At 66.5% G+C, this 19687-nt stretch carries 23 protein-coding genes; 11 read left to right on the plus strand and 12 right to left on the minus strand.

The annotated features are described in order from the left end of the window. The first annotated feature begins 147 nt into the window (after positions 1-147). Positions 148-1506 carry an aspartate kinase gene (locus tag ACZY0Y_RS14300; RefSeq protein ID WP_463885981.1) on the plus strand — a complete coding sequence of 453 codons (1359 nt, stop codon included), beginning with the start codon at positions 148-150 and terminating at the stop codon, positions 1504-1506. A gap of 101 nt (positions 1507-1607) precedes the next feature. On the opposite strand, the gene ACZY0Y_RS14305 is transcribed toward ACZY0Y_RS14300, so the two are convergent. Beyond that, entirely contained in the window at positions 1608-1820 is a 213-nt protein-coding gene (locus ACZY0Y_RS14305; RefSeq protein WP_463885987.1) for a hypothetical protein, read from the minus strand. 247 nt (positions 1821-2067) lie between these two features. Here ACZY0Y_RS14305 and ACZY0Y_RS14310 point away from each other — a divergent pair, with 247 nt between their 5' ends. Beyond that, a complete protein-coding gene (locus tag ACZY0Y_RS14310; protein ID WP_463885983.1) occupies positions 2068-2283 on the plus strand; it encodes a hypothetical protein in 216 nt (71 codons plus the stop codon). Between the two features lie 5 nt (positions 2284-2288). Next, complete coding sequence (locus ACZY0Y_RS14315) at positions 2289-3134, plus strand: integrase catalytic domain-containing protein (protein WP_463958663.1); 846 nt, start codon at positions 2289-2291, stop codon at positions 3132-3134. 254 nt (positions 3135-3388) lie between these two features. On the opposite strand, the gene ACZY0Y_RS14320 is transcribed toward ACZY0Y_RS14315, so the two are convergent. Continuing rightward, a complete protein-coding gene (locus ACZY0Y_RS14320) occupies positions 3389-3622 on the minus strand; it encodes a hypothetical protein (protein WP_463958664.1) in 234 nt (77 codons plus the stop codon). 82 nt (positions 3623-3704) lie between these two features. Here ACZY0Y_RS14320 and ACZY0Y_RS14325 point away from each other — a divergent pair, with 82 nt between their 5' ends. The 4 genes from ACZY0Y_RS14325 to ACZY0Y_RS14340 are packed head-to-tail and all read left to right on the plus strand — an operon-like array spanning position 3705 to position 6086. Beyond that, on the plus strand, positions 3705-4178 hold the full coding sequence (locus ACZY0Y_RS14325; RefSeq protein WP_463885936.1) for a MarR family winged helix-turn-helix transcriptional regulator: 474 nt from the start codon (positions 3705-3707) through the stop codon (positions 4176-4178). 27 nt (positions 4179-4205) lie between these two features. Then, entirely contained in the window at positions 4206-4760 is a 555-nt protein-coding gene (locus ACZY0Y_RS14330; RefSeq protein ID WP_463958665.1) for an SSI family serine proteinase inhibitor, read from the plus strand. Continuing rightward, positions 4720-5709 carry a 3-methyladenine DNA glycosylase gene (locus ACZY0Y_RS14335; RefSeq protein ID WP_463958667.1) on the plus strand — a complete coding sequence of 330 codons (990 nt, stop codon included), beginning with the start codon at positions 4720-4722 and terminating at the stop codon, positions 5707-5709. Before ACZY0Y_RS14330 ends, ACZY0Y_RS14335 begins: the two co-directional genes overlap by 41 nt. Then, complete coding sequence (locus ACZY0Y_RS14340; protein ID WP_463958669.1) at positions 5706-6086, plus strand: serine protease inhibitor; 381 nt, start codon at positions 5706-5708, stop codon at positions 6084-6086. Before ACZY0Y_RS14335 ends, ACZY0Y_RS14340 begins: the two co-directional genes overlap by 4 nt. A 99-nt stretch (positions 6087-6185) precedes the next feature. Here the strand turns inward: ACZY0Y_RS14340 and ACZY0Y_RS14345 are convergent, their stop codons facing one another. Then, positions 6186-9275 (minus strand): S8 family serine peptidase, encoded by a 3090-nt coding sequence (locus ACZY0Y_RS14345; protein ID WP_463958671.1) that lies wholly within the window; start codon positions 9273-9275, stop codon positions 6186-6188. Between the two features lie 357 nt (positions 9276-9632). After that, a complete protein-coding gene (locus ACZY0Y_RS14350; RefSeq protein ID WP_463958672.1) occupies positions 9633-9818 on the minus strand; it encodes a hypothetical protein in 186 nt (61 codons plus the stop codon). Positions 9819-10117: 299 nt separating this feature from the next. On the opposite strand from ACZY0Y_RS14350, the gene purS reads away from it, so the two are divergent. The 3 genes from purS to purL are packed head-to-tail and all read left to right on the plus strand — an operon-like array spanning position 10118 to position 13465. Beyond that, entirely contained in the window at positions 10118-10369 is a 252-nt protein-coding gene (gene purS / locus ACZY0Y_RS14355) for a phosphoribosylformylglycinamidine synthase subunit PurS (protein ID WP_011690410.1), read from the plus strand. 1 nt (position 10370) lies between these two features. Then, positions 10371-11129: a phosphoribosylformylglycinamidine synthase subunit PurQ gene (gene purQ, locus ACZY0Y_RS14360; RefSeq protein WP_463958674.1), complete on the plus strand. Its 759-nt coding sequence runs from the start codon at positions 10371-10373 to the stop codon at positions 11127-11129. After that, positions 11126-13465 (plus strand): phosphoribosylformylglycinamidine synthase subunit PurL, encoded by a 2340-nt coding sequence (gene purL, locus ACZY0Y_RS14365; protein WP_463958676.1) that lies wholly within the window; start codon positions 11126-11128, stop codon positions 13463-13465. Before purQ ends, purL begins: the two co-directional genes overlap by 4 nt. A gap of 82 nt (positions 13466-13547) precedes the next feature. On the opposite strand, the gene ACZY0Y_RS14370 is transcribed toward purL, so the two are convergent. The 8 genes from ACZY0Y_RS14370 to ACZY0Y_RS14405 all read right to left on the minus strand — a co-directional run bounded on the left by ACZY0Y_RS14370 (position 13548) and on the right by ACZY0Y_RS14405 (position 18369). Continuing rightward, positions 13548-14489 carry a putative endonuclease domain-containing protein gene (locus ACZY0Y_RS14370; protein ID WP_463958677.1) on the minus strand — a complete coding sequence of 314 codons (942 nt, stop codon included), beginning with the start codon at positions 14487-14489 and terminating at the stop codon, positions 13548-13550. A gap of 118 nt (positions 14490-14607) precedes the next feature. Further along, positions 14608-14901, minus strand: coding sequence for a DUF503 domain-containing protein (locus ACZY0Y_RS14375; protein ID WP_463885954.1), 294 nt, complete (start codon positions 14899-14901; stop codon positions 14608-14610). 79 nt (positions 14902-14980) lie between these two features. Beyond that, positions 14981-15298 (minus strand): putative quinol monooxygenase, encoded by a 318-nt coding sequence (locus ACZY0Y_RS14380; protein ID WP_463958679.1) that lies wholly within the window; start codon positions 15296-15298, stop codon positions 14981-14983. 50 nt (positions 15299-15348) lie between these two features. Further along, positions 15349-15951: a tetratricopeptide repeat protein gene (locus ACZY0Y_RS14385; RefSeq protein ID WP_463958681.1), complete on the minus strand. Its 603-nt coding sequence runs from the start codon at positions 15949-15951 to the stop codon at positions 15349-15351. A gap of 11 nt (positions 15952-15962) precedes the next feature. After that, positions 15963-16508, minus strand: coding sequence for a DUF1990 domain-containing protein (locus ACZY0Y_RS14390; RefSeq protein WP_463958682.1), 546 nt, complete (start codon positions 16506-16508; stop codon positions 15963-15965). Continuing rightward, positions 16505-16912: an MmcQ/YjbR family DNA-binding protein gene (locus ACZY0Y_RS14395; protein WP_463958683.1), complete on the minus strand. Its 408-nt coding sequence runs from the start codon at positions 16910-16912 to the stop codon at positions 16505-16507. The genes ACZY0Y_RS14390 and ACZY0Y_RS14395 overlap by 4 nt, the downstream gene beginning before the upstream one ends. Positions 16913-16965: 53 nt before the next feature. Further along, positions 16966-17856 (minus strand): polysaccharide deacetylase family protein, encoded by an 891-nt coding sequence (locus ACZY0Y_RS14400; protein ID WP_463958685.1) that lies wholly within the window; start codon positions 17854-17856, stop codon positions 16966-16968. A gap of 87 nt (positions 17857-17943) precedes the next feature. Continuing rightward, the gene (locus ACZY0Y_RS14405; protein WP_463958687.1) at positions 17944-18369 is read right to left on the minus strand and encodes a CoA-binding protein; all 426 of its coding nucleotides are present in this window, start codon (positions 18367-18369) and stop codon (positions 17944-17946) included. A 396-nt stretch (positions 18370-18765) separates the two neighbouring features. Here ACZY0Y_RS14405 and ACZY0Y_RS14410 point away from each other — a divergent pair, with 396 nt between their 5' ends. Beyond that, positions 18766-19626: an ABC transporter ATP-binding protein gene (locus tag ACZY0Y_RS14410; RefSeq protein ID WP_463958689.1), complete on the plus strand. Its 861-nt coding sequence runs from the start codon at positions 18766-18768 to the stop codon at positions 19624-19626. Positions 19627-19687 lie beyond the last annotated feature (61 nt).

Below are 19687 nucleotides of genomic sequence, written 5' to 3' on the forward strand. Positions count from 1 at the left end.
TCCCGGGGAGCGGGAACGCGGGTGTCTGGCATGCGGTCACAATTCAGCAACCGAGGGGTCTCGGCGATAAACTGGGATGAGAAGTTACGCCGTCGCGCCGTTTGGTTGCCTGGCCCAGAACCCCGATGATCCAGTGAGGGTGCGCGCATGAGTTTGCCCACTACCGAAGTCCAGCCCGGCCCGCAGCCACAGGGGCTGCCCGTCTCTGCTGCCACCACGAAGCACCTTGTGGTGAAGAAGTTCGGCGGTTCCTCCGTGGCGGATGCCGAGGGCATTAAGCGCGTGGCCCGGCGGATCGTGGATGCCCAGAACGCGGGCGATGAGGTGGTGGTGGTCGTGTCCGCCATGGGCGACACCACTGATGAACTCCTCGACCTCGCCGCGCAGGTCACCGACTCGGCCCCGGCGCGGGAAATGGACATGCTCCTCTCCGCCGGGGAACGCATCTCGATGGCCCTGCTCGCCATGGCCATCAACAAGTTCGGCGCGTCGGCCCAGTCCTTCACCGGCTCCCAGGCCGGAATGATCACTGACGGCATCCACGGCAAGGCCCGGATCATCGACGTCGACCCGCACCGCATTCGCACCGCCCTGGACAAGGGGCACATCGCGATCGTGGCTGGGTTCCAGGGCATGAGCCGCACCACGCACGAGGTCACCACGCTGGGCCGCGGCGGTTCGGACACGACGGCGGTGGCGCTGGCCGCCGCCCTCGATGCGGACGTTTGCGAGATCTTCACCGACGTCGACGGGATCTACACCGCCGATCCGCGCGTCGTGCCGTCCGCCCGCAAGATCGATCGGATCTCCAGCGAGGAAATGCTCGAACTGGCGGCGTCCGGCGCCAAGATCCTGCACCTGCGCTGCGTCGAGTACGCGCGCCGTTTCGGAGTGCCGTTGCATGTCCGGTCCTCATTCAGCCAGAACGAAGGTACCTGGGTCCTGCCCAGCCCCGACGACAAGATCACAACCCAAGAGGGAGTTGCCTTGGAGCAGCCAATCATCTCCGGTGTTGCACACGACCGTTCGGAAGCCAAGGTCACGGTTGTCGGGGTTCCCGATATCCCCGGCAAGGCTGCAGCGATCTTCCAGGTCATCGCCGATGCGCACTCGAACATCGACATGATCGTCCAGAACGTGTCCACCCACGGCACGGGCCGGACCGACATTTCCTTCACGCTGCCGATCGTCGAGGGCGCCGACGCCCTCGCCGCCCTGCACGCCGCGCAGGACCGGATCGGCTTCGAAAGCATCGAGTACAACGAGAAGATCGGCAAGCTGTCGCTGATCGGCGCCGGCATGCGCTCGCACCCGGGAGTCTCGGCGCGGTTCTTCGCGGCGCTCTCGGAGGCCGGAATCAACATCAACATGATCTCCACCTCGGAGATCCGGATTTCCGTCGTCACACACGCCGACCTGCTCGACGATGCCGTGCGCGCCATCCACAAGGCCTTCGACCTGGACAGCGAGGACGAGGCCACAGTGTACGGCGGCACGGGCCGCTGACCTTCGCACCGAGGAATAGCAGCCGGAGTTAACTGGGAAGGGAGCGGCATGTGCCGCTCCCTTTCCCGTGACGGGCGCGTTTCCTGACGGGCGCGCGATGCTCAGATTTCCTCTTTGGGGAGGTCTTCCTTCCGGACCGCATAGTGATGTCCGTGAGCATCGGTCTCCACTTCGAACCCGGCGAGGTCCATTTCGGAAGCCTGCTCGAAGTCATCATTCTTGTGCACGACCGGCGCGGCGGTATCCCCACGCGAGGCAGGGCCGAAAAGGAAGCGTGCCCATGACGACGGGTGCAGATGCTGCCTGAGTGCCATCTTCCTCAGTGCAAGTGCCACAATTCCCACCCCCTCTCCAGCGTCCGGGCCGCGCTAAACGGTTGCGGCTAAGTAGCTGGTGCCAGTGCCCTCATTTTACGCCCGCCGGGGGGAAAAGGCATGGGCGCGACGAGACTCACGAATAGTGCTCGCGAAATGGGGTGCGTGCCTCATTTGGCAAATGCTCGCGAAACGGGTCCGGCCCCGGGTGCTGCTGGGACCATGATGGATGGGTCAGGGATTGTCGTTGTCAGCGCGCAGGGAAATCACCAAGCAATCCGCGGCGGAGTACGCGCGGGCGGCCAAGAAGGACAAGGGCCGGATCCTGGATGACCTGGTCGCGGTCACCGGCTGGTCCCGGGCCAAAGCCCGCCGCGCGTTGTCCACGGCGCTGAAGCGTAAGACCCCGGTCCGGAAGGCGAAGCGGAAGCCCGGCCGCGGACTTATGGATACGACACGCTGACGGCCTTGATCAGGGTCTGGCGGCTGGCCGGGATGCCGTCGGGCAAGTATCTCGCGGCGACGACGGGACTGTGGCTGCCGAAGCTGGAGACCTTCGGGGAGCTTCGTAATGTCCGGTTCAGCCCGGAAATCCGGGACCAGCTAATGGCCGTCTCCGGGGCCACGATCGACCGGCTGCTGCGGCCCACCCGGGCGGGGATGGCGCCGAAGGGATTGTCCGCCACGAAGGCCGGCAGCGAGCTCCGCGCCGCCATCGCGGTGCGCCGGGCAGGACAGGAACACGAGCAGGTTCCGGGGTTCATCGAGGCGGATCTGGTCGCGCACTGCGGCCCTGCGCTGGTGGGGGAATTCGCCCGCACACTGACCGCCACCGACGTGTTCACTGGCTGGACGGAGAACGTCGCGATCCGTAACAGCGCCTACAAGTGGATCCTCGCGGCGATGGAAACCGTCGCCGAGCGTCTGCCGTTCCCGCTCACTGGTTTGGACACCGGTAACGGCGGGGAGTTCATCAATCATGCCCTCGTCGGCTGGGCATCGGCCCGGGACATCTACTTCACGCGGGCCAGGCCTTACAAGTCCAACAACAACGCCCACGTGGAGCAGAAAAACGGCGACATCGTGGCGCCGCCACGCCTTCCACTACCCGTACGACACCGCGCTGGAACTGCAGCTGCTCAACGAGCTCTACGCCCTGGTGCGGATCCGGTTCAACATGTTTACCGCGACGAAGAAGGCCATTGGCTGGCGGGAGAACCGGAACGGTCACAAGACCCGCGTCTACGACAAACCCCGGACCCACTACCAGCGGGTCACCGACGCGCGTGTGCTCACACCCGCCAAGGCCGCTGAACTCGAGGCCCTGTTCAACTCCACGAATCCCGCCGATCTCACCCGCGGAATCACGGACATCCAGCTCCAGCTCATCAGCCTCGCCGCCGACAAGACCCAGGCAATGCGTCAGTCGCCCACGCGAGCAAAAATACGTGAGGCACGCACAGCCGTTTCGCGAGCATCTTGACGTGAGGCACTACGGGCGCGGCCGCCCGGAAATTGGCCCGGAACGTGCCGGAATTTTCGTCCCGAACCGCGGCCCGGGGGACGACTTAACGCAGTGATTTGTCCTCGGGGTTGCGGGGCACAACGTAGGTGCTGCCGTCCGGGCGGTGGAGGGTCTCCCACTGCCGGGTTTCGGCTTCGCGCTGGGCCAGAAGCTGCCGGTTCTGCTCGGTCATCTCGTGCCCGAGGGCGCTGCGGTTGGCGGGGCCAAAAATCATCCGGAGTCTGCCCGTTGCGCGCATGAACCTCTGCGAGCCGTTTTCGGCGCTTTTCTTGGCCATCACACTTCACTCCTAAGGACGAGACGATACCCTCAAGTGTACGCTAATGATTAGCACACTAACTATCTAGGGGAGGACCCACGTGGCGGATGTGGCCGAGGGAACCCAGGACGATCTCCTGCTTGAGCACCAGCTGTGCTTCGCGCTCACGGTCGCGTCCCGCAGTGTCGTCGGCGCGTACAAACCCGTACTGGACCAGCTCGGACTGACCCACCCCCAGTATCTTGTGATGCTCTGCCTCTGGGAGTCCAGCCCCCGCTCTCTGCGCGACATCAGCGGGGCCCTCGCCCAGGAACCGGCAACAATCTCGCCCCTGCTGCGCCGCCTGGAGTCGGCCGGGTTCATCACTCGCCAGCGTGTGCCGGGCGACGAACGGACCCTTGCCGTGGGCCTGACGCCGCTGGGCGCCGCGCTCAGGCAACAGGCCACTGCCGTGCCGGGGACCATGATGGAGCGACTGGGCCTGACCCGGGAGCAGGTCACCACACTGCATGCCTCCATGATGGACCTGATTGCTGCCACGAAGGGCCCCTCCGGCGGCCCGCCCCGGCGGTAGACTGGGCAAAACACAGGAGGACTGCTGATGCGCAAGCAACTGAGCCACGCGGCGCTCGTTCTGATGGCGGTGGCCGGCCTGGCCGCCTGTTCGCCAGGGACCACGCCGTCGCCGTCAACCACGGCCACCGGTCCGACGGGCGGGACAACGGCCTCCCCGACGGGCACCCCCTCGCCGGATACCGAAACAAAGACCCCGGCCCCCTCGCCGTCTGCCGCGCCGGTCACCTCAGGTCCAGGCCAGGGCAACGCCGAACTCGCCATCATGGTCAAACCGTCCGCGACCGGCACACCGTCGAACTTCACGCTGGTCTGCGTGGACGGCGTCCCGGCCGCCGAGAGCCAGCATCCCGACGCCGCCGCGGCCTGCACCGCCCTGAAGAGCAACGCGGCGATCCTCAGCCCCGCACCCCGGCCAACGGGCCAGGCCTGCACCATGCAGTACGGCGGCCCGCAGGAGGCCACCGTCACGGGAGTGGTGGACGGCCGGCCGGTCGAAATGAATTTCACCCTGCGCGACGGCTGCGAGATCGCCCTCTGGAATGCCGCCAAGGACGTCCTTGGCTCCACCGGCGGAGTCTAAGCTGCACGCACTCCCGCAGGATGATTGGCTGCCCCGCCAGGCCAGCCATCAGGCGCGCGTCCGGAAATACGCGGATCCGTACCTGGCCCGGCGGTCCGCGGGCAGGAAGCACCCCGTCGAGGACTTCCTCTTCACCTACTACACCCAAAAGCCCGGGCAGCTGCTGCGCTGGCACCCGGGCGCCGGCGTCGTGCTCTCCGGTCCCGCCGCGGCTGAGCGTGCCGGCTGGAAGTACTACCGCACGCCCGACGACGGCGAACTCGCCGCCGCCGGGCTGGCGGCGGGAACGACGGCCGTCGCAGTCGACGTCGAGGCCTTTGTCCGGGACCGGCGGGACGCCCTGCAGTTCGCCGGGATCATCCTGGCCGGGACGGCGGCACGGCCGGCCCAGTTCGGCTGCTTCGGGCTGCACGAATGGGCCATGGTCTACCGGCAGGACAAATTCGAACTCCGGCACGAGTACCTCCGGCTGCGCCTCGGCCCGGAACGGACCGACGCGGTGGTGGAGGAGAACCGGATCCGCTGCTCGCACTTCGACGCCTTCCGCTTTTACACTCCGGATGCGGTGCCGCTGAACAGTCTCATCCCGAGCCGGGAGAACCAGCGGACCATGGAACAGCCCGGGTGCCTGCACGCCAACATGGACCTGTACAAGTGGGCCTATAAACTTGCCCCGCTGCTGCCCAGCGAGCTGGTGATGGACTGTTTCGAGCTCTCCTGGCGGATCAGGGCCATGGACATGCAGGCGTCCCCGTATGACTTGAAAGAGTGGGGCTATCCCGCCATCCTGATCGAAACGGCCGAGGGCAAAGCCGCGTACGTTGAATACCAGCGGGCTTTTTCGGCCGAGTCGCAGGAGCTGCGGCATCGGCTGCTGCTGGAGCTCACTCCCCTGCTTCAGTCGCTGGGTTCAGGCCCTGCCCCAGAACCCACGGAAGGACAGCAATGACCGCCACGCACGAACGTCACAGCCACCACGAGATCGATCTCACCGTCCGCCTGACAGAGGCCCCGGGCGCCCCGGAATATGTATTCCGGTTGGCGGCAAGCGGCGGCGCACCCGCCGAGGGGTGCACCCTGCCGGATTCCGCGGCCGCCCTCGCGGCGGTCACCCAGCACGGGGAAGACATCTTCTTCCCCAAGCCTGGGCCGCCGAAGATGTGCACCCAGCAGTACGGCGGTCCCCAGATCGCCGAAGTGACCGGCTGGTTCCTGGGCCGGGAAGTCCGCAGCACGTTCCGCCGCACCGATGGCTGCGAGATCGCCCGCTGGCGTGCCATGGCGCCGCTGCTCGGCGGAAATGCGGGTTCGACCGGGGCAATCTGATCCGCGCGGAACCCCGCAGGCGCACCGGCTAACAAGCAAAGGCAATGGCCGGCGGTGGAAACCGCCGGCCATTGCCTGTGCTGTCAGGTTGAGCTGCGCCTAGATGGCGTTGTTGGGGCGCTCAAGCTCCTGATTCTGGAACTTGGACTGCGCGGTTGCGTCTTCCGACGTCGGCGCCACCGAGGCGGCGCCTGCGGCGTTCACGACGACGGTGACGAACGTCGGCTCGCTGGCACCGGCAAAGGTGATCCGGCCAATGTAGGAGCCGGGCTCAAGGCCGGTCCAGTTCAGCGTGATCTTGCCCGTTTCACCGTTCGGCAGCACCAGCGGGTTCGGCGTGACGGTCGCATTGTTCTCGTTGGCACCGAGGATCGCGGCATCGACGCTTGCCTTCGTGGCCTTGCCGCCCGGGCTGGAGTACAGGTTCGCGTAGATCGTGTACGAGCCGGCAGCCGGATTCGCAATCGACAGCGTCTCGCTGGACGACGACGTCGCCACCTCTTCGACGCCGCGGGGCGTGACCACCCACATGTCGAAGTCCGCGCCCGGGTCAGAGGAGATGACTGAGAACTTGGCCAGCGGAGCACCGGCCGGGACGTTGACAGTCTTCACGAAGGTCGAAGCGTCGGGTTGGCCCGCGAACGGTCCCGGAACCAGCTCCACGGCAGTGGAATCCGCCTTGGACAGGCCGTCCAGGGTCATGTTGATCGGGTTGTTGGTGCCGGAGACAACGCTGATGTCGCCGGATCCGGTGCCGGAGTCGGTGCTCAGGAAGACATCCTTCGCGGCGACGACAGACTGGGGCCGGACTGCGATCGGCGAGGTAACGGTCTTGCCGGCACCCTCCCAGCTCAGTGACCCCATGGCGAACTTGCCAAGGGCAGCGCCCTTGTTCTCAAAGGTGACCTTGAAGGTCTTCTTTTCGCCGGCGGCCTTGAAGTTCAGGGCTGCCGGAGCCACGTTGACCTGGATTCCGGGCACATCGGCCTTGACCTTGTAGACGCCCGGGGTTAGGGCTGTCACGGTCCGGGTCACGGTGACCTTGCCGGTGAGGTTGCCCAGCGAGAAGGACGCGACGTTCATGTCGCGCGGCAGCGTGCTGGACGGCAGGCCGAGGTTGATTCCCGTGCCCTGGATGAATTTCCAGTAGTCCTCGTCGTTGGCGTCGTAGACAAGGCCCGGATCGACCATGCGTGCCGGGTCCACCTGGCCCGCGCCGGTGGCGTGGACGTCGGTGTTCTTGGAGCCATCGGCGTTCACGACGTTGCCTGCCGTGGTCATCATTGCGGACTTGACCGTGGCCGGGGACCAGTTCGGGTTTTTGCCCAGGAGCAGCGCACCGAAGCCGGCAACGTGAGGTGCTGCCATGGAGGTGCCGGACATAAACCCGAACTTTGCCCCGTCAGCGCCAATCGGCGACACACCGGCCAGGACTGCAACACCCGGAGCGGCGACGTCAGGCTTCAGCAGGTCCGAATCCGTGGCCAGCAGCGGGCCTCGGGAGGAGAAGCCGGCAATTTGCGGCTGTGCCTCCAGTGGCAGTCCGGTGGTGTCCTTGTTGACCAGGGAAACCTTGATGTCAGGGGTGTCCGTCACCTTGGCTTTGATGGCTTGGGTGGCCGGCGGGTTCACGTGGACGGTCGGGACTGCGTGCTGATCGGTGTCCAGCGAGGAATTGCTGAGGTTCACCAGGATCATGCCAACGCCGCCGCCACGCTTGACTTCGGCGCTCTTGGCGACGCGGTCGAAGAAGCCGCGGTCACAGACCACGACTTTGCCGGCGACCTTGGCGGGGTCCAGTGTGTTCGGACCACAGAGGGCCGCGTTGGCGTTTCCGGCCGTGATGGCCGCCTTGGCGGCCAGGACGACGCCGGCACCCTTGACCTCGCGGTTCATGATGCTGGCGCCGCGGAACTTGGTGCCGTCGGAGAACTCGACGGTGCCCTGGAGCTCCTGGGAGAAGCTGCTGGCCGCGACCGTGGTGACCCACGGCGCGCCGTGGTTGACGGTGCTGGCCGTGGGTCCGGAGTTACCGGCGGAAGCGGCGACGAAAATGCCTGCTGAGGCGGCGTTCAGGAAAGCAATCGAGACCGGGTCGATCACGGACGTGGCAGAGCCGGAGATCGAGTAGTTCAGCACGTCGACGCCGTCTTTGACGGCCCGGTCGACGGCGGCCACGGACGAAGAGCTGTAGCAGCCGCCAGTGTTGGGGTCGGTGTCTTCCCAGCAGACCTTGTAAACGGAGAGCTTGGCGGCCGGGGCGACGCCGCTCGTCACGCCGAAGCTGCGCCCGTCCACGAAGGCCTCGACCTTGGCGTTGCCCGCCGCGGTGCTGGCCGTGTGGGTGCCGTGGCTGGCGACATCGACCGGGGACAGCAGTTCCTCCGAGGCACGGTTGCCCGGGGGCACGTACTTCAGGAAATCCTCGGCGAAGTAGTGCGCGCTCAGGACCTTGGAGTTGCAGGCAGAACCGTCGAAGTCCTGGCCCTTCTGGCACTCACCGATAAACGTCTCGCCGTCGGACTTGAGCATCGCGATCTTGCCGTCCGCCGTCCTGTACGGGACACCGACGACAGGCTGGCCAACGAGGGGCTTGACCTCGTCCCCGGCGAAGAACGCGCTGGAAGGGGTGTAGCCGGTGTCGATGACGCCCACGACGACGCCCTTGCCGGCGCCGTCCTGGCCACCGAACTTCGTCTCCCAGGTTCCGTTGGCTCCGCTGAGCTTCAGGAAGTCGGTGCTGGAGTAGTCCGGCGCGTTTTCCGTGTCGGGGGCCACCGTCAGCACACTGGGGTCCTTGGCCAGCTTGATGGCCTGATCCGCGGTGAGGCTGGCGCTGAATCCGTTGAGGGCCGCGGTGAACTGCCTATTGATCTGGACGTTCTGCTTGCCCGCAACCTCGGCCTGCTTCGTTTCGAGGTGCGACTCGTACTGCTTGACTTCGGCCTTCCTCGTGTCGAGCTTCTTGCCCGATTCCGGCTTGGTTGCCGCCAGTCCTGGCGTCCCGCCATCGTACGTGGCTGCGGGCTTCTCGGTCAGGACGACGATGTAGCGGCCGTCCTTGAAGCTGTTCGGATCCAGATTCTTCTGTGCCACTCCCGCAACGGTGGCGCCCTGCACCGGCGCCGCGGTGGCGGGCTGGATCGCGACTGTTGACAAGAGAACCGGCAAGCCCAGGGTCAGTGCCACGGCCCTCCGGAGTCCCCCGCTTCGAAGGAAGCTCTTTCCTGGTGATTTCACGTGTGGTTGAACCTTTCATAAGGAACGGCCCCGGCGCAGCTGCCGGGCCAAAGGACTGGCCGGACAGAAAGAGCTGAGACTCTCACGGCCCCGACGGATACCAGCCGATTCATACAGTACAGACTGAGAGCCAGTTATGACATAGCACACAATGAAGAAATCAAAAATTGTCACACGCTGCGACAAGAGTCACGGGGCTGGCAGCGGCGGGAGGCCCCGACGGCGCTCGAAGCCCATACGTGGAGGGCAGTCCACTCCGGGGCCGGATGCGGGCGGGCCCGCCGCCGGCAGTCGTCCTGGGGTGTCCTACTGGCGCGGCGTCCTGACAACTTCGCTGATCCAGGCCCGGGTCTTCTCATCGAGCGGCCCGGCCACGTTGCTCTCCCGGGCTTTCCGGTCCGCTTTGATCTTCTGCAGGACCATCCGGCCCAGGCCCGCGAAAACAGCGGCAGCAACGACGGGCAGGACCACGGATTTCGATTTCTCAGCCATGCGCACATCCTACTGACGGCGCACCGGAGTGGCCATAGCCCGGCCCCGGCCGCCCCGGGCCGGACGGACTGCCGCGGGGGTCTTCGCGGCGCGGCTGCACGGCGGCAGGGCGGGCACCGTTCACAGACCCGGCCCGAATGCGGCCGGACGCGCCGCGGCCGGTAGAATAGGGATGCAAGCTCGCGGAGCGCTCTTTCACGCTGTATTTCTGAGAACTGTCCCCACCACACAGCGGATCGGCGTGAGACGGCACCACTCCGCTGCGCCCTTACCCAATGCTCACGCACAGGAGTTGCCGGATGCCCCGGATCGTTGTCGACGTCATGCCCAAGCCCGAGATTCTCGACCCGCAGGGGAAGGCCATCGTGGGTGCACTCCCCCGCTTGGGCTTCACCGCCTTTAGCTCTGTCCGCCAGGGCAAGCGATTTGAACTCACGGTCGATGGCGAGGTGACCGAGGAAATCCTGGCCCAGGCCCGGAACGCCGCCGAGACCCTGCTGTCCAACCCGGTCATCGAGGACGTCGTCAACGTCGAGGTCGTCGAGGCCTGAGATGACTGAACTCCCCCTGATCGGCGAAGCCGCCGACGTTCCCGGTACAGGCACCCTCGCCGGTGCGAAGATCGGCGTCGTCACGTTCCCCGGGACCCTGGACGACCGCGACGCCGTCCGTGCGGTCCGCCTGGCCGGCGCCACCCCGGTGCCGCTCTGGCACGCCGACACCACCCTGGGTGACGTCGACGCCGTCGTCATCCCCGGCGGATTCTCCTACGGCGATTACCTCCGCGCCGGCGCCATCGCCCGTTTCGCGCCGCTGATGGCCAAGATCATCGACGCCGCCAAGTCGGAGGCCAAACTGCCGGTCCTGGGCATCTGCAACGGCTTCCAGATCCTCACCGAATCACATCTGCTGCCGGGCTCGATGATCAAGAACGACCACCTGAAGTTCATGTGCCGGGACCAGGTCCTGCGGGTGGAGAGCAACACCACCGCCTGGACCCGGGACTACGCCGTCGGACAGGAAATCACGGTGCCGCTGAAGAACCAGGACGGGCAGTACATCGCGGATGAGAAGACCCTCGACGCCCTGGAGGCGGAGGGCCGCGTGGTGTTCCGCTACGTCGGCTGGAACCCGAACGGCTCCCGCCGTGACATCGCCGGCATATCCAACGCCGCCGGCAACGTGGTGGGCCTCATGCCGCACCCGGAACACGCCGTGGAGACGGGCTTCGGCCCCGAGAACGGCTCCGGCACCGAGGGCCTGGGCTTCTTCACCTCAGTACTGACCAAGATCGTGGGAGACAACAAATGACGGAGACGTCGGCAGGCCGGACGGTCGGCACCGCCACCGAGGCCAAGAAGTTCAACATCGACACCGTCGCGAACGCTGCCAAGACCCCGGACGTCGAGCTCCCCTGGGCCGAGCTGGGCCTGAAGCAGAACGAGTTCGACGAGGTGGTCAAGGTCCTGGGCCGCCGCCCGACCGGCGCGGAACTCGCCATGTACTCCGTGATGTGGAGCGAGCACTGCTCCTACAAGTCCTCGAAGAACCACCTGCGCCAGTTCGGCGACAAGGTGACCGACGAGATGAAGAAGGACATGCTCGTGGGCATCGGCGAAAACGCCGGCGTCACCAACCTGGGCGACGGCTGGGCCGTGACGTTCAAGATCGAGTCCCACAACTCGCCGTCGTTCGTGGAGCCCTACCAGGGTGCCGCGACCGGCATCGGCGGGATTGTCCGCGACATCATCTCGATGGGCGCCCGCCCGGTCGCCGTGATGGATCCGCTGCGCTTCGGCGCCATTGACCACCCGGACACGGCCCGCGTCATGCACGGAGCCGTCGCCGGCATCGGCGGCTACGGCAACTCCCTGGGCCTGCCGAACATCGGCGGCGAGATGGTCTTCGACTCCGTCTACCAGGGCAACCCGCTGGTCAACGCCCTCGCGGTCGGGGTCATGCGGCATGAGGACATCCGCCTCGCCAACGCCTCCGGCAAGGGCAACAAGGTGGTGCTGTTCGGTGCCCGTACCGGCGGCGACGGGATCGGGGGCGCCTCCGTGCTGGCCTCCGAGTCCTTCGATGACACCAAGCCGTCCAAGCGCCCCGCCGTCCAGGTGGGCGACCCCTTCGCCGAGAAGGTCCTGATCGAATGCTGCCTCGAGCTGTTCAAGGGCTCCCTGGTTGAGGGGATCCAGGACCTCGGCGCCGCCGGTATTTCCTGCGCCACGTCCGAGCTCGCTTCCAACGGCGACGGCGGCATGGAAGTCGAGCTGACGTCCGTCCTGCTCCGCGACCCCACCCTGACCCCGGGCGAAATCCTCATGTCCGAGTCGCAGGAACGCATGATGGCCGTGGTCACCCCGGAAAACATCGCCGCGTTCGAGGCGGTCATGGACAAGTGGGCCGTGGAGTACTCCTGGCTGGGCGAGGTCACCGACACCGGCCGCCTCATCATCACGTGGGAAGGCGAGGTCATCGTCGACGTCGACCCGCGCACCGTCGCCCACGACGGTCCGGTCTACGACCGCCCGTACGCCCGCCCCGAGTGGCAGGACGCCGTGCAGGCAGACGCCTTCACCGGCTCCGTGCAGGATGCGGGCCGCCCGTCCGCCCCCGCGGAACTGGCCGCCGCCATCACCGAGCTCGTTGCCTCACCCAACATGTGCAGCAAATCCTGGATCACCAACCAGTACGACCGCTACGTCGGCGGCAACACGTCCATGGCGTTCCCGGACGACGCCGGCGTGGTCCGGGTGGACGAGGAGACCGGCCTGGGCGTGGCCCTGGCCACCGACGCCAACGGCCGCTACACCTACCTCGATCCGTACCACGGCGCACAGCTGGCTCTGGCCGAGGCCTACCGCAACGTCGCCACGTCCGGCGCCGTGCCGATGGCCGTCAGCGACTGCCTGAACTTCGGCTCCCCCGAGGACCCCGACGTGATGTGGCAGCTGGCCGAGGCCATCCGCGGCCTGTCCGACGCCTGCATGGTGCTGGGCATCCCGGTCACCGGCGGCAACGTCTCGCTGTACAACCAGACCGGAACCACCCCCATCCACCCCTCCCCCGTGGTGGCCGTGCTCGGCAAGTTCGACGACGTTGCGCGCCGCACGCCGTCGGGCTGGAAGGAAGACGGCCAGGCCATCTACCTGCTCGGCACGACGGCGGCGGAACTGGACGGTTCGGAGTGGTCCAACATACGCGGCCACCTCGGCGGCCTGCCGCCCAAGGTTGACCTCGCGGCAGAACGCGCCCTGGGAGAAATCCTGATCAACGCCTCCCGCGACGGGATGGTGGACTCCGCGCACGACCTCTCCGAAGGCGGCCTCGCGGCGGCCCTGGTCGAGTCCTCGCTGCGCTACGGCGTCGGTGCCCGGATCGCGCTTCAGGACGTCCTGGACCGCGACAGCGTGGACCTGTTCACGGCCCTGTTCTCCGAGACCCAGGGCCGCGCCATCGTGGCGGTGCCCCGCTCCGAGGAGATCCGGTTCAAGGACATGTGCACCGCCCGCGGCTTCGCGCACGTCCGGATCGGCGTCGTGGACGCCGAGGGCGGCACGCTGGAGATCAACGGCGTGGACACCATGAACCTTGAGTCGCTCCGCGAAGCACACGAGGCGACCCTGCCGAAGTACTTCGGCTGACGTTCCCAGCCACCTCCATCGACTGCTCCGTAGCGGCCCTTTTGAACCCTCAAAACGGCAGTTACGGAGCAGTCGTTTTGGTTCACCGGCCCGGACGCCAGCCGGCTTGAACAAGCGCGGCCCGGACCTTGGCTACAGCTGCCTTGGCGCCATTGTGCATGTGCCGCTTGGAGATCCGGACCTCGGTCCAGCCGAGGGCCGTGTACCGCTCCGAACGGGCAATATCGCGAACGATCTGCTCTTCGTCTCCATGGTTCTCGCCCTCGTATTCGATGCCGATCCTGTATTTCCGATACGACAAGTCGGGTTCGTGGTGCCGCGTTCCGCCGTCGTCGATGATCGGCACGTTTAGTTCTGGTTCCGGCAATCCGGCCCGGACAATGGCAAGCCTCAGCAAGGACTCCTGCGGTGAATCTGAGCCCACTCGAATCAGTTTGATGGCCTCCCTGGCCTTGCGGACACCACGCTTTCCCTTGTGGCGGTCGATCATCCGCTGCAAATCAGCGAGGCTGCACAACGGCAGGTCCCTGCCCTCGAGCTCAAGCCGGGGCACCCGGACACAGCTGTCGCCGGCCACCACGAGTTCGTCCACGGTCAGCATCTCGGCCAGATCCAGCCAGGTCCGCTCCGGGGTGGTGATGGGAATCCCGTCCAGGAGCGTAATTTCGTCGTCGTAGAGCCTCATCCGATGAACGATGACATGTGGCCGGTTGAGATGGGCTGCTCCCTCGGGCCTGATCACGTGGTACATCTGCGGTCCCTCCTTCTGCCGCCGCGCCGGAAGCGAACCAAGCTCCGCCGCGGTGAGGTGCGACGCGGCGCATCGCTCGTTGACCTCAATGAAAGGCCGCACTCTAACGCTCAAAGGAAGCTCCAGCGTCGGCTCCTGGGAACGAATCCCCCTTCCCAGCGCCGCGAGGGAGCGGTGGCGGAGCCGCTTGCGCGACACCCCGGCCTCCGCGGCGTCGACAACGGTGAAGGGGCGTCTCCGGAAATCGTCCGGCAGCGGGCGCGCGGTTTTCATGGCTACATCAGACCAGAACCGCGCAGACGCCGCAGAAGTTATCCACACCTTCCATCCGCTGCTCCGTAAGTGCCGTTATGGCGCCTCAAAAGGGCGTTTACGGAGCAATCGATGGGGGCTAGTCGTCGCTGCGGAGTTCGCGCTTGCGGGCGCTGAGGAGTTCCAGTTCGGGGCGGGCGGCCATGAAGCGGTCGACGGCGGCAAGCACCTCGATCACGTGCGCCCGGTCCGCCGCGACCAGCCCGACGCCGATGACGGCGCGCCGGTACTGGTCCTGGAGTCCGGCCTCGGTCACGGAGACGTCGAAGCGGCGCTTGAGTTCGGCCAGCACGGGGCGCACGATGGAGCGCTTCTCCTTGAGAGTGTGAACGTCGCCAAGGAGGACATCGAATTCAATCCAGCCAATCCACATGCACGAATTTTCCCATCGATTGCTCCGCAAACGCCGTTTTGGGGGCTCAAAAGGGCCGTTGCGGAGCACTCGACGCAGGTTAGATGGTGAGCTCACCCATCCGGTCCCAGCCTTCGCCGTCGAGCTGGCGGCTGATGATCCGGGGCGTCTCCTGCAGGGCCTGCGGCATGTCCGCCATGGCCTGCTGGAAGTGGGCGCTGTTGACGTGGTCCCCGGCGGCGGCGTCCTTGAAGGCCTCGACCAGGATGAATTCGTCGGGATCCTCGACGCTGCGGGACCAGTCGAACCAAAGATTTCCGGGTTCCTCGCGGGTGGCCCGGGTGAAGTCCTCCACCAGGCCGAGCCAGCGGTCCGACCAGTCGGGCTTGACCTTGAATTTGACGACGATAAAGATCATGGAAGTGCCTTTCGGGATGGCGGGACGGTGTTCCAATTCTTGCAGGAAACTCAGCAGGCCTGGATCGCTTCCCGGGCCAGTTCCTGCTGCCGGGGGGTGCCAATGCGTTCCGCCCACTGCGCGGCGAGCTGGAATTCCACCATCGCCTCGGTGCAGCGGCCGGCGTCGTGCAGCGTCCAGCCCAGGTTGTTATGCAGGGCCACGAGCCATTGCCGGGTCCGTGCGTCATGCGCGGTGGAGGCGTATTCCAGCGCACTCCGGGTCCAGGTTTCGGCGTGGGCCGAGTCGGCAATGGCAAGCATGTGCAGCGCATCCACGGCCAGGAATTCCTCGCCGAGGTGGTCCGCGAGTTCGGCGGCCTGTTCAAAAAGCGGCACGGCCATCTCCGGGTGGCCGCTGGAGTTCAGCACCCGGCCGCGTTCCAGCAGCACCCGGACGGCCACCGTGGGCTCGTCGCCGTCGACGGCGTCCAGCAGCGCGTCGGCTTCCTCGAACCGGCCCTGCAGGCCGATGGCCCGGCCCAACTGCGTGGTGAGCTCCGCGCGTTCATCGGCGTCGTAGGCCGGATCGGACGCCGCCGAGCGGAAGCGGGCCTCCGACAGGGCCGGGTCGTTGACGTCCCATAGTTGGTCAAGGGTCTGTTGCTTCAGCATTCTGCCTGCTCTCAGTCCACTTCTGCGGCGAGTTCCTGTGCACTCCCAATGTAACGGGAAGTGATGTGCCTCCGCGCCCGCTTCGTCAGGGCGCCGCCCGCTGCGTAGAACCAGTTGGACGGCACGCCGAAGGCCGTGATGTGGATCAGGACCTGGCCCACTGCATCGATCGAAACCTCGAATGCTTCCTCGCCCCGGACGGGATGCCCGGGGAGGGTGCCGTAGCCGAAACCCGCGGACTGGGGGCCGTCTCCCGGCACCGGGCGGCGGACCCAGACAACCTCGCACGGCGCGTTGATCCGGAACGGCCCGACGCCGAAACCGCTCACCACGCGCGCACCGGAGACCACGATGTCGGATTCCGCACGGACCCGCAGCCCCGCCCGTTTCTGCAGCTGCCAGGTCAGCATGCCCTGGACCACGTGCCGGTAGGTGGCCGTGCCCTCGCCCACGTAGGCGTGGGTGAGGAGGCATTCGGCGTCCGCGGGCGGCGGGCCGTGCTCCGTGGACCCGATCCCGCCATAGTTCAGCTCTCCGGCTGCTATCCGGGCGTTCACCGCCGGCCGCCGGCGAGCCGCGTCCAGCCGAGCTGTTCCTGCTGGCGCCGGCTCAGCGAAGCCACCACGAGGTCGTAGGAATCCTCGACCATGTCGCGCACCATCGAATCGGGCAGGGAGCCGTCCAGGCGCACGCCATTCCAGTGCTTCTTGTTCAAGTGCCACGCTCCACTGATCTCGGGGTGCGCCGCGCGCAACTGCTCCGCCAGGGCTGGCTCGCACTTCAGGCTTACCGAGAAGTCGGACTGCTGCATGGCGGAGAGGGCGAACATTTTGGTTTCGTGGCAGCTGCCGCCGGACACCGCGGCCCGTACCTTGAAGACCGACGTCTCCGGGCCGAAAGGGAAGTCTTCGAAAGCGCCGGGAAAGCCAAGGCAGATTCCCCGGAGCGCTGCTACATCCATGGGTTCAGCCTACTTTCATCCACCGACATTCCCGGTCCTGCCCCTGGAGCGGCTTAGGCGACGCCGAGGAAGTCCTCCAGCAGCACCACCTCAAGGCCGGCGGCCAGCTGGGCAGCACGGAACGCGGCCAGATCGGCGGCGAACTCGGGCCGGAAGTGCATCAGCACAATGTCCCCCGGGCGCAAGGCGTTGCCATACTGGTAGTCCATGTGACCGGCACTCGATTTGGCCTCCCACGTGACGATCGCCCTAATCCCCGCTGCCGCGGCTGCCTGCCGCATGGCAGTGGAGTAGGCGCCCCCGGGCGGACGGAACAGCGTCGGGCGGCGTCCGAAATGCTGTTGGGCGTAGTCCTGCATGCCGGTGATTTCCGAGAGCTGCTGCTGATATCCCATTTGACTGACCATGTTGATGTTGTGACTCACCGTGTGGTTCTCCACCAAGCTCCCTTGGGCGGCGAACTGCTTGAAGAAGCCCGGATCTGCCTGCATGAAGTTTCGGGCGAGGAAAATGGACGCCGGGTAGTCATAGTCGGTCATGAGGCCCACCATTTCGGGGGTCCGCGTGATGCCGTCGTCAATGGTCAGGAACACGACCGGGTGTTTCGTTTCGATCTTGGTGAGGACGGGCGCGAGGCCGTGCTGAACCGGCGGCAGCTTGAAATCGGGGATGAAGCTGTGCCGGATGCGCTTGCCTCCCGGGCGCCGCAGGGCCGCCGGTGCCGCCGGCGCCGCCGGACCGGCGTTTCCTAACCGTCCCGCGGTCAGTGCCGGGGGCAGCAGCGGCCCGGGACGCGCGGCGGACGCGGTCTCTGCAGAGGCCGCCACCGTGGGTTGCGGAACGGAGCATGCCCCCAAGGCGGTCGCAAGGGAGGCGCCGAGAAGACCCAGCGCCGCCCGGCGCGCAGGCTGGGGCCGCAACGTGGTCTGGTGCTCTTCGCACATGGTTGGTCCTGGGTTCGAAGGAGGGATGACGGCAGAAGACTAGCAGAGCGGAATGTCCGGCTCCGACATCTGACCCACGCCCGTGATCTAAAGGCCGAAGCGTCTGGCGTCCTGGGCAGGGCAGGCGTTCATGATGACGTCGAGCCCTGCGGCTTTCGCCCGCCCCGCCGCGTCCTCGTCGATGACGCCCAGCTGCAACCAGACAGCTTTCGCGCCGGCGGCAATCGCCTGGTCCACCACCGCCCCCACCTTCCGGGAATTCACAAAGCAGTCAACAACGTCGATCGGCTGCTTCTCGGCGGGGATGGCGGCAAGCGTGGCATAGCCGGTTTCCCCGTGCACGGTATCGGCGGGCAGGTTCACCGGGATGATCTCCATCCCGAGCCGGTCACGGATGAACAGCGATGTGTCATAGGCGGCCCGCCATTGGTTCGTCGACAAACCGACAATGGCCCACCGCCCCTTGGTGCGCATGAGCTTTTCGAGGACTGCCGGATCGTTGACGTGGGCCATGTGCACAGCCTAACCGCACCGATCGGCTGGGCGGCAACGGCCACCCGCGCCGGCGGGGGCATCCTGGCAGGCCGCCGGCAGGCCGCCGGCAGGGGCGGCCTGGCTGCCACTTTCGAACAAGTGACCAGGATCTGACCCCCAGGCAGCGAAAGATCGAATATTACGCCGAAAAACAGCCCTATTTGGGAAAAAGCTCCACTTCCGTTTTAGTAGAAAGCGACCATCCCGAGCGGCCGAGAGACCTGGATCGATGAAGCCGCAGCAACCCTGGTCGCCGGAATTCCTCCCTGGACTCCGGCGATAGCAAGGCAAGAGCCGTGGGACCGGCCGGACTGACCACCCGGCTGAGGGGCTCTTTCCGTAGGGTGCTACTGCCAGGACCGATGGAGTGCCCCTATGACTGCTGTCCTGTCCTGCTCCGCGCCTGAGACGTCCCTGGACGCCGCCGCCGGAGCCACCACCCGCACCCCGGCCCTGCCGGTTGCTTTCCGCTCCCTGCGCCGCACCTTCGGCACCGGTGCCGAAGCGCACAACGTCCTGCGCGACATCGACTTCGAAATCCGCGCCGGGGAAGTCCTGGCCATCCTCGGCACGTCCGGGTGCGGCAAGTCCACGCTGCTCCGGGCCACCGCCGGACTCGACTCCCCCACCGCCGGCAGCGTTGACATCGACGGCACACCCGTCCAGGGCATTGACTCCCGCTGCGCCTTCGCCTTCCAGGAACCACGCCTCCTGCCGTGGCACACCCTGCAGGCCAACATCGCCATCGGCCTGCCCACCGGCATCAGCGCCAGGGACGGCAAGGAAAAGGTGGCCCGGCTGCTCGAACTCGTGGGGCTGACGAACTTCGCCAAGCACCGCCCCCGCGAAATTTCCGGCGGCATGGCCCAGCGGGCCTCCCTGGCCCGCGCCCTTGCCCGCAACCCCGGTGTCCTGCTTCTGGACGAACCGTTCGGCGCGCTCGACGCGCTCACTCGGATCAAGATGCAGGACCTCCTGCTGGACATCCACCGCGCCGAGCCCACCACCGTCCTGCTGGTGACCCACGACGTCGACGAGGCCCTCCAGCTTGCCGACCGGATCATCGTCCTGGGCAAGGAAAACAACGCCGGTGCAGGATCGGCAGCAGAGGCGTCCGGCGCAACCATCGTGCGCACCGTCGCCGTGCCTGGCGACCGTCCCCGGGACCGCGGGTCCGTCGAACTGGCCCGAATGCGGGCCTCCCTCCTGGCGACCCTCGGCGTCGAGGGACACTAGCCGCAACGCCGCCCCGGTTCCTTGTAAGCGCCCGGGAACACCACAGCCGCTCCTGCGCTCC

Source organism: Pseudarthrobacter kochi (assembly GCF_055412805.1).

What these genes read in the sequence shown, in the direction of transcription:
- ACZY0Y_RS14300 (WP_463885981.1), top strand. Translation starts at nt 148, where the DNA reads ATGAGTTTGCCCACTACCGAAGTCCAGCCCGGCCCGCAGCCACAGGGG.
- ACZY0Y_RS14305 (WP_463885987.1), bottom strand. Translation starts at nt 1,820, where the DNA reads ATGGCACTCAGGCAGCATCTGCACCCGTCGTCATGGGCACGCTTCCTT.
- ACZY0Y_RS14320 (WP_463958664.1), bottom strand. Translation starts at nt 3,622, where the DNA reads ATGGCCAAGAAAAGCGCCGAAAACGGCTCGCAGAGGTTCATGCGCGCA.
- ACZY0Y_RS14330 (WP_463958665.1), top strand. Translation starts at nt 4,206, where the DNA reads ATGCGCAAGCAACTGAGCCACGCGGCGCTCGTTCTGATGGCGGTGGCC.
- ACZY0Y_RS14335 (WP_463958667.1), top strand. Translation starts at nt 4,720, where the DNA reads ATGCCGCCAAGGACGTCCTTGGCTCCACCGGCGGAGTCTAAGCTGCAC.
- ACZY0Y_RS14340 (WP_463958669.1), top strand. Translation starts at nt 5,706, where the DNA reads ATGACCGCCACGCACGAACGTCACAGCCACCACGAGATCGATCTCACC.
- ACZY0Y_RS14350 (WP_463958672.1), bottom strand. Translation starts at nt 9,818, where the DNA reads ATGGCTGAGAAATCGAAATCCGTGGTCCTGCCCGTCGTTGCTGCCGCT.
- purS (WP_011690410.1), top strand. Translation starts at nt 10,118, where the DNA reads ATGCCCCGGATCGTTGTCGACGTCATGCCCAAGCCCGAGATTCTCGAC.
- purQ (WP_463958674.1), top strand. Translation starts at nt 10,371, where the DNA reads ATGACTGAACTCCCCCTGATCGGCGAAGCCGCCGACGTTCCCGGTACA.
- purL (WP_463958676.1), top strand. Translation starts at nt 11,126, where the DNA reads ATGACGGAGACGTCGGCAGGCCGGACGGTCGGCACCGCCACCGAGGCC.
- ACZY0Y_RS14370 (WP_463958677.1), bottom strand. Translation starts at nt 14,489, where the DNA reads ATGAAAACCGCGCGCCCGCTGCCGGACGATTTCCGGAGACGCCCCTTC.
- ACZY0Y_RS14375 (WP_463885954.1), bottom strand. Translation starts at nt 14,901, where the DNA reads ATGTGGATTGGCTGGATTGAATTCGATGTCCTCCTTGGCGACGTTCAC.
- ACZY0Y_RS14380 (WP_463958679.1), bottom strand. Translation starts at nt 15,298, where the DNA reads ATGATCTTTATCGTCGTCAAATTCAAGGTCAAGCCCGACTGGTCGGAC.
- ACZY0Y_RS14385 (WP_463958681.1), bottom strand. Translation starts at nt 15,951, where the DNA reads ATGCTGAAGCAACAGACCCTTGACCAACTATGGGACGTCAACGACCCG.
- ACZY0Y_RS14395 (WP_463958683.1), bottom strand. Translation starts at nt 16,912, where the DNA reads ATGGATGTAGCAGCGCTCCGGGGAATCTGCCTTGGCTTTCCCGGCGCT.
- ACZY0Y_RS14400 (WP_463958685.1), bottom strand. Translation starts at nt 17,856, where the DNA reads ATGTGCGAAGAGCACCAGACCACGTTGCGGCCCCAGCCTGCGCGCCGG.
- ACZY0Y_RS14405 (WP_463958687.1), bottom strand. Translation starts at nt 18,369, where the DNA reads ATGGCCCACGTCAACGATCCGGCAGTCCTCGAAAAGCTCATGCGCACC.
- ACZY0Y_RS14410 (WP_463958689.1), top strand. Translation starts at nt 18,766, where the DNA reads ATGACTGCTGTCCTGTCCTGCTCCGCGCCTGAGACGTCCCTGGACGCC.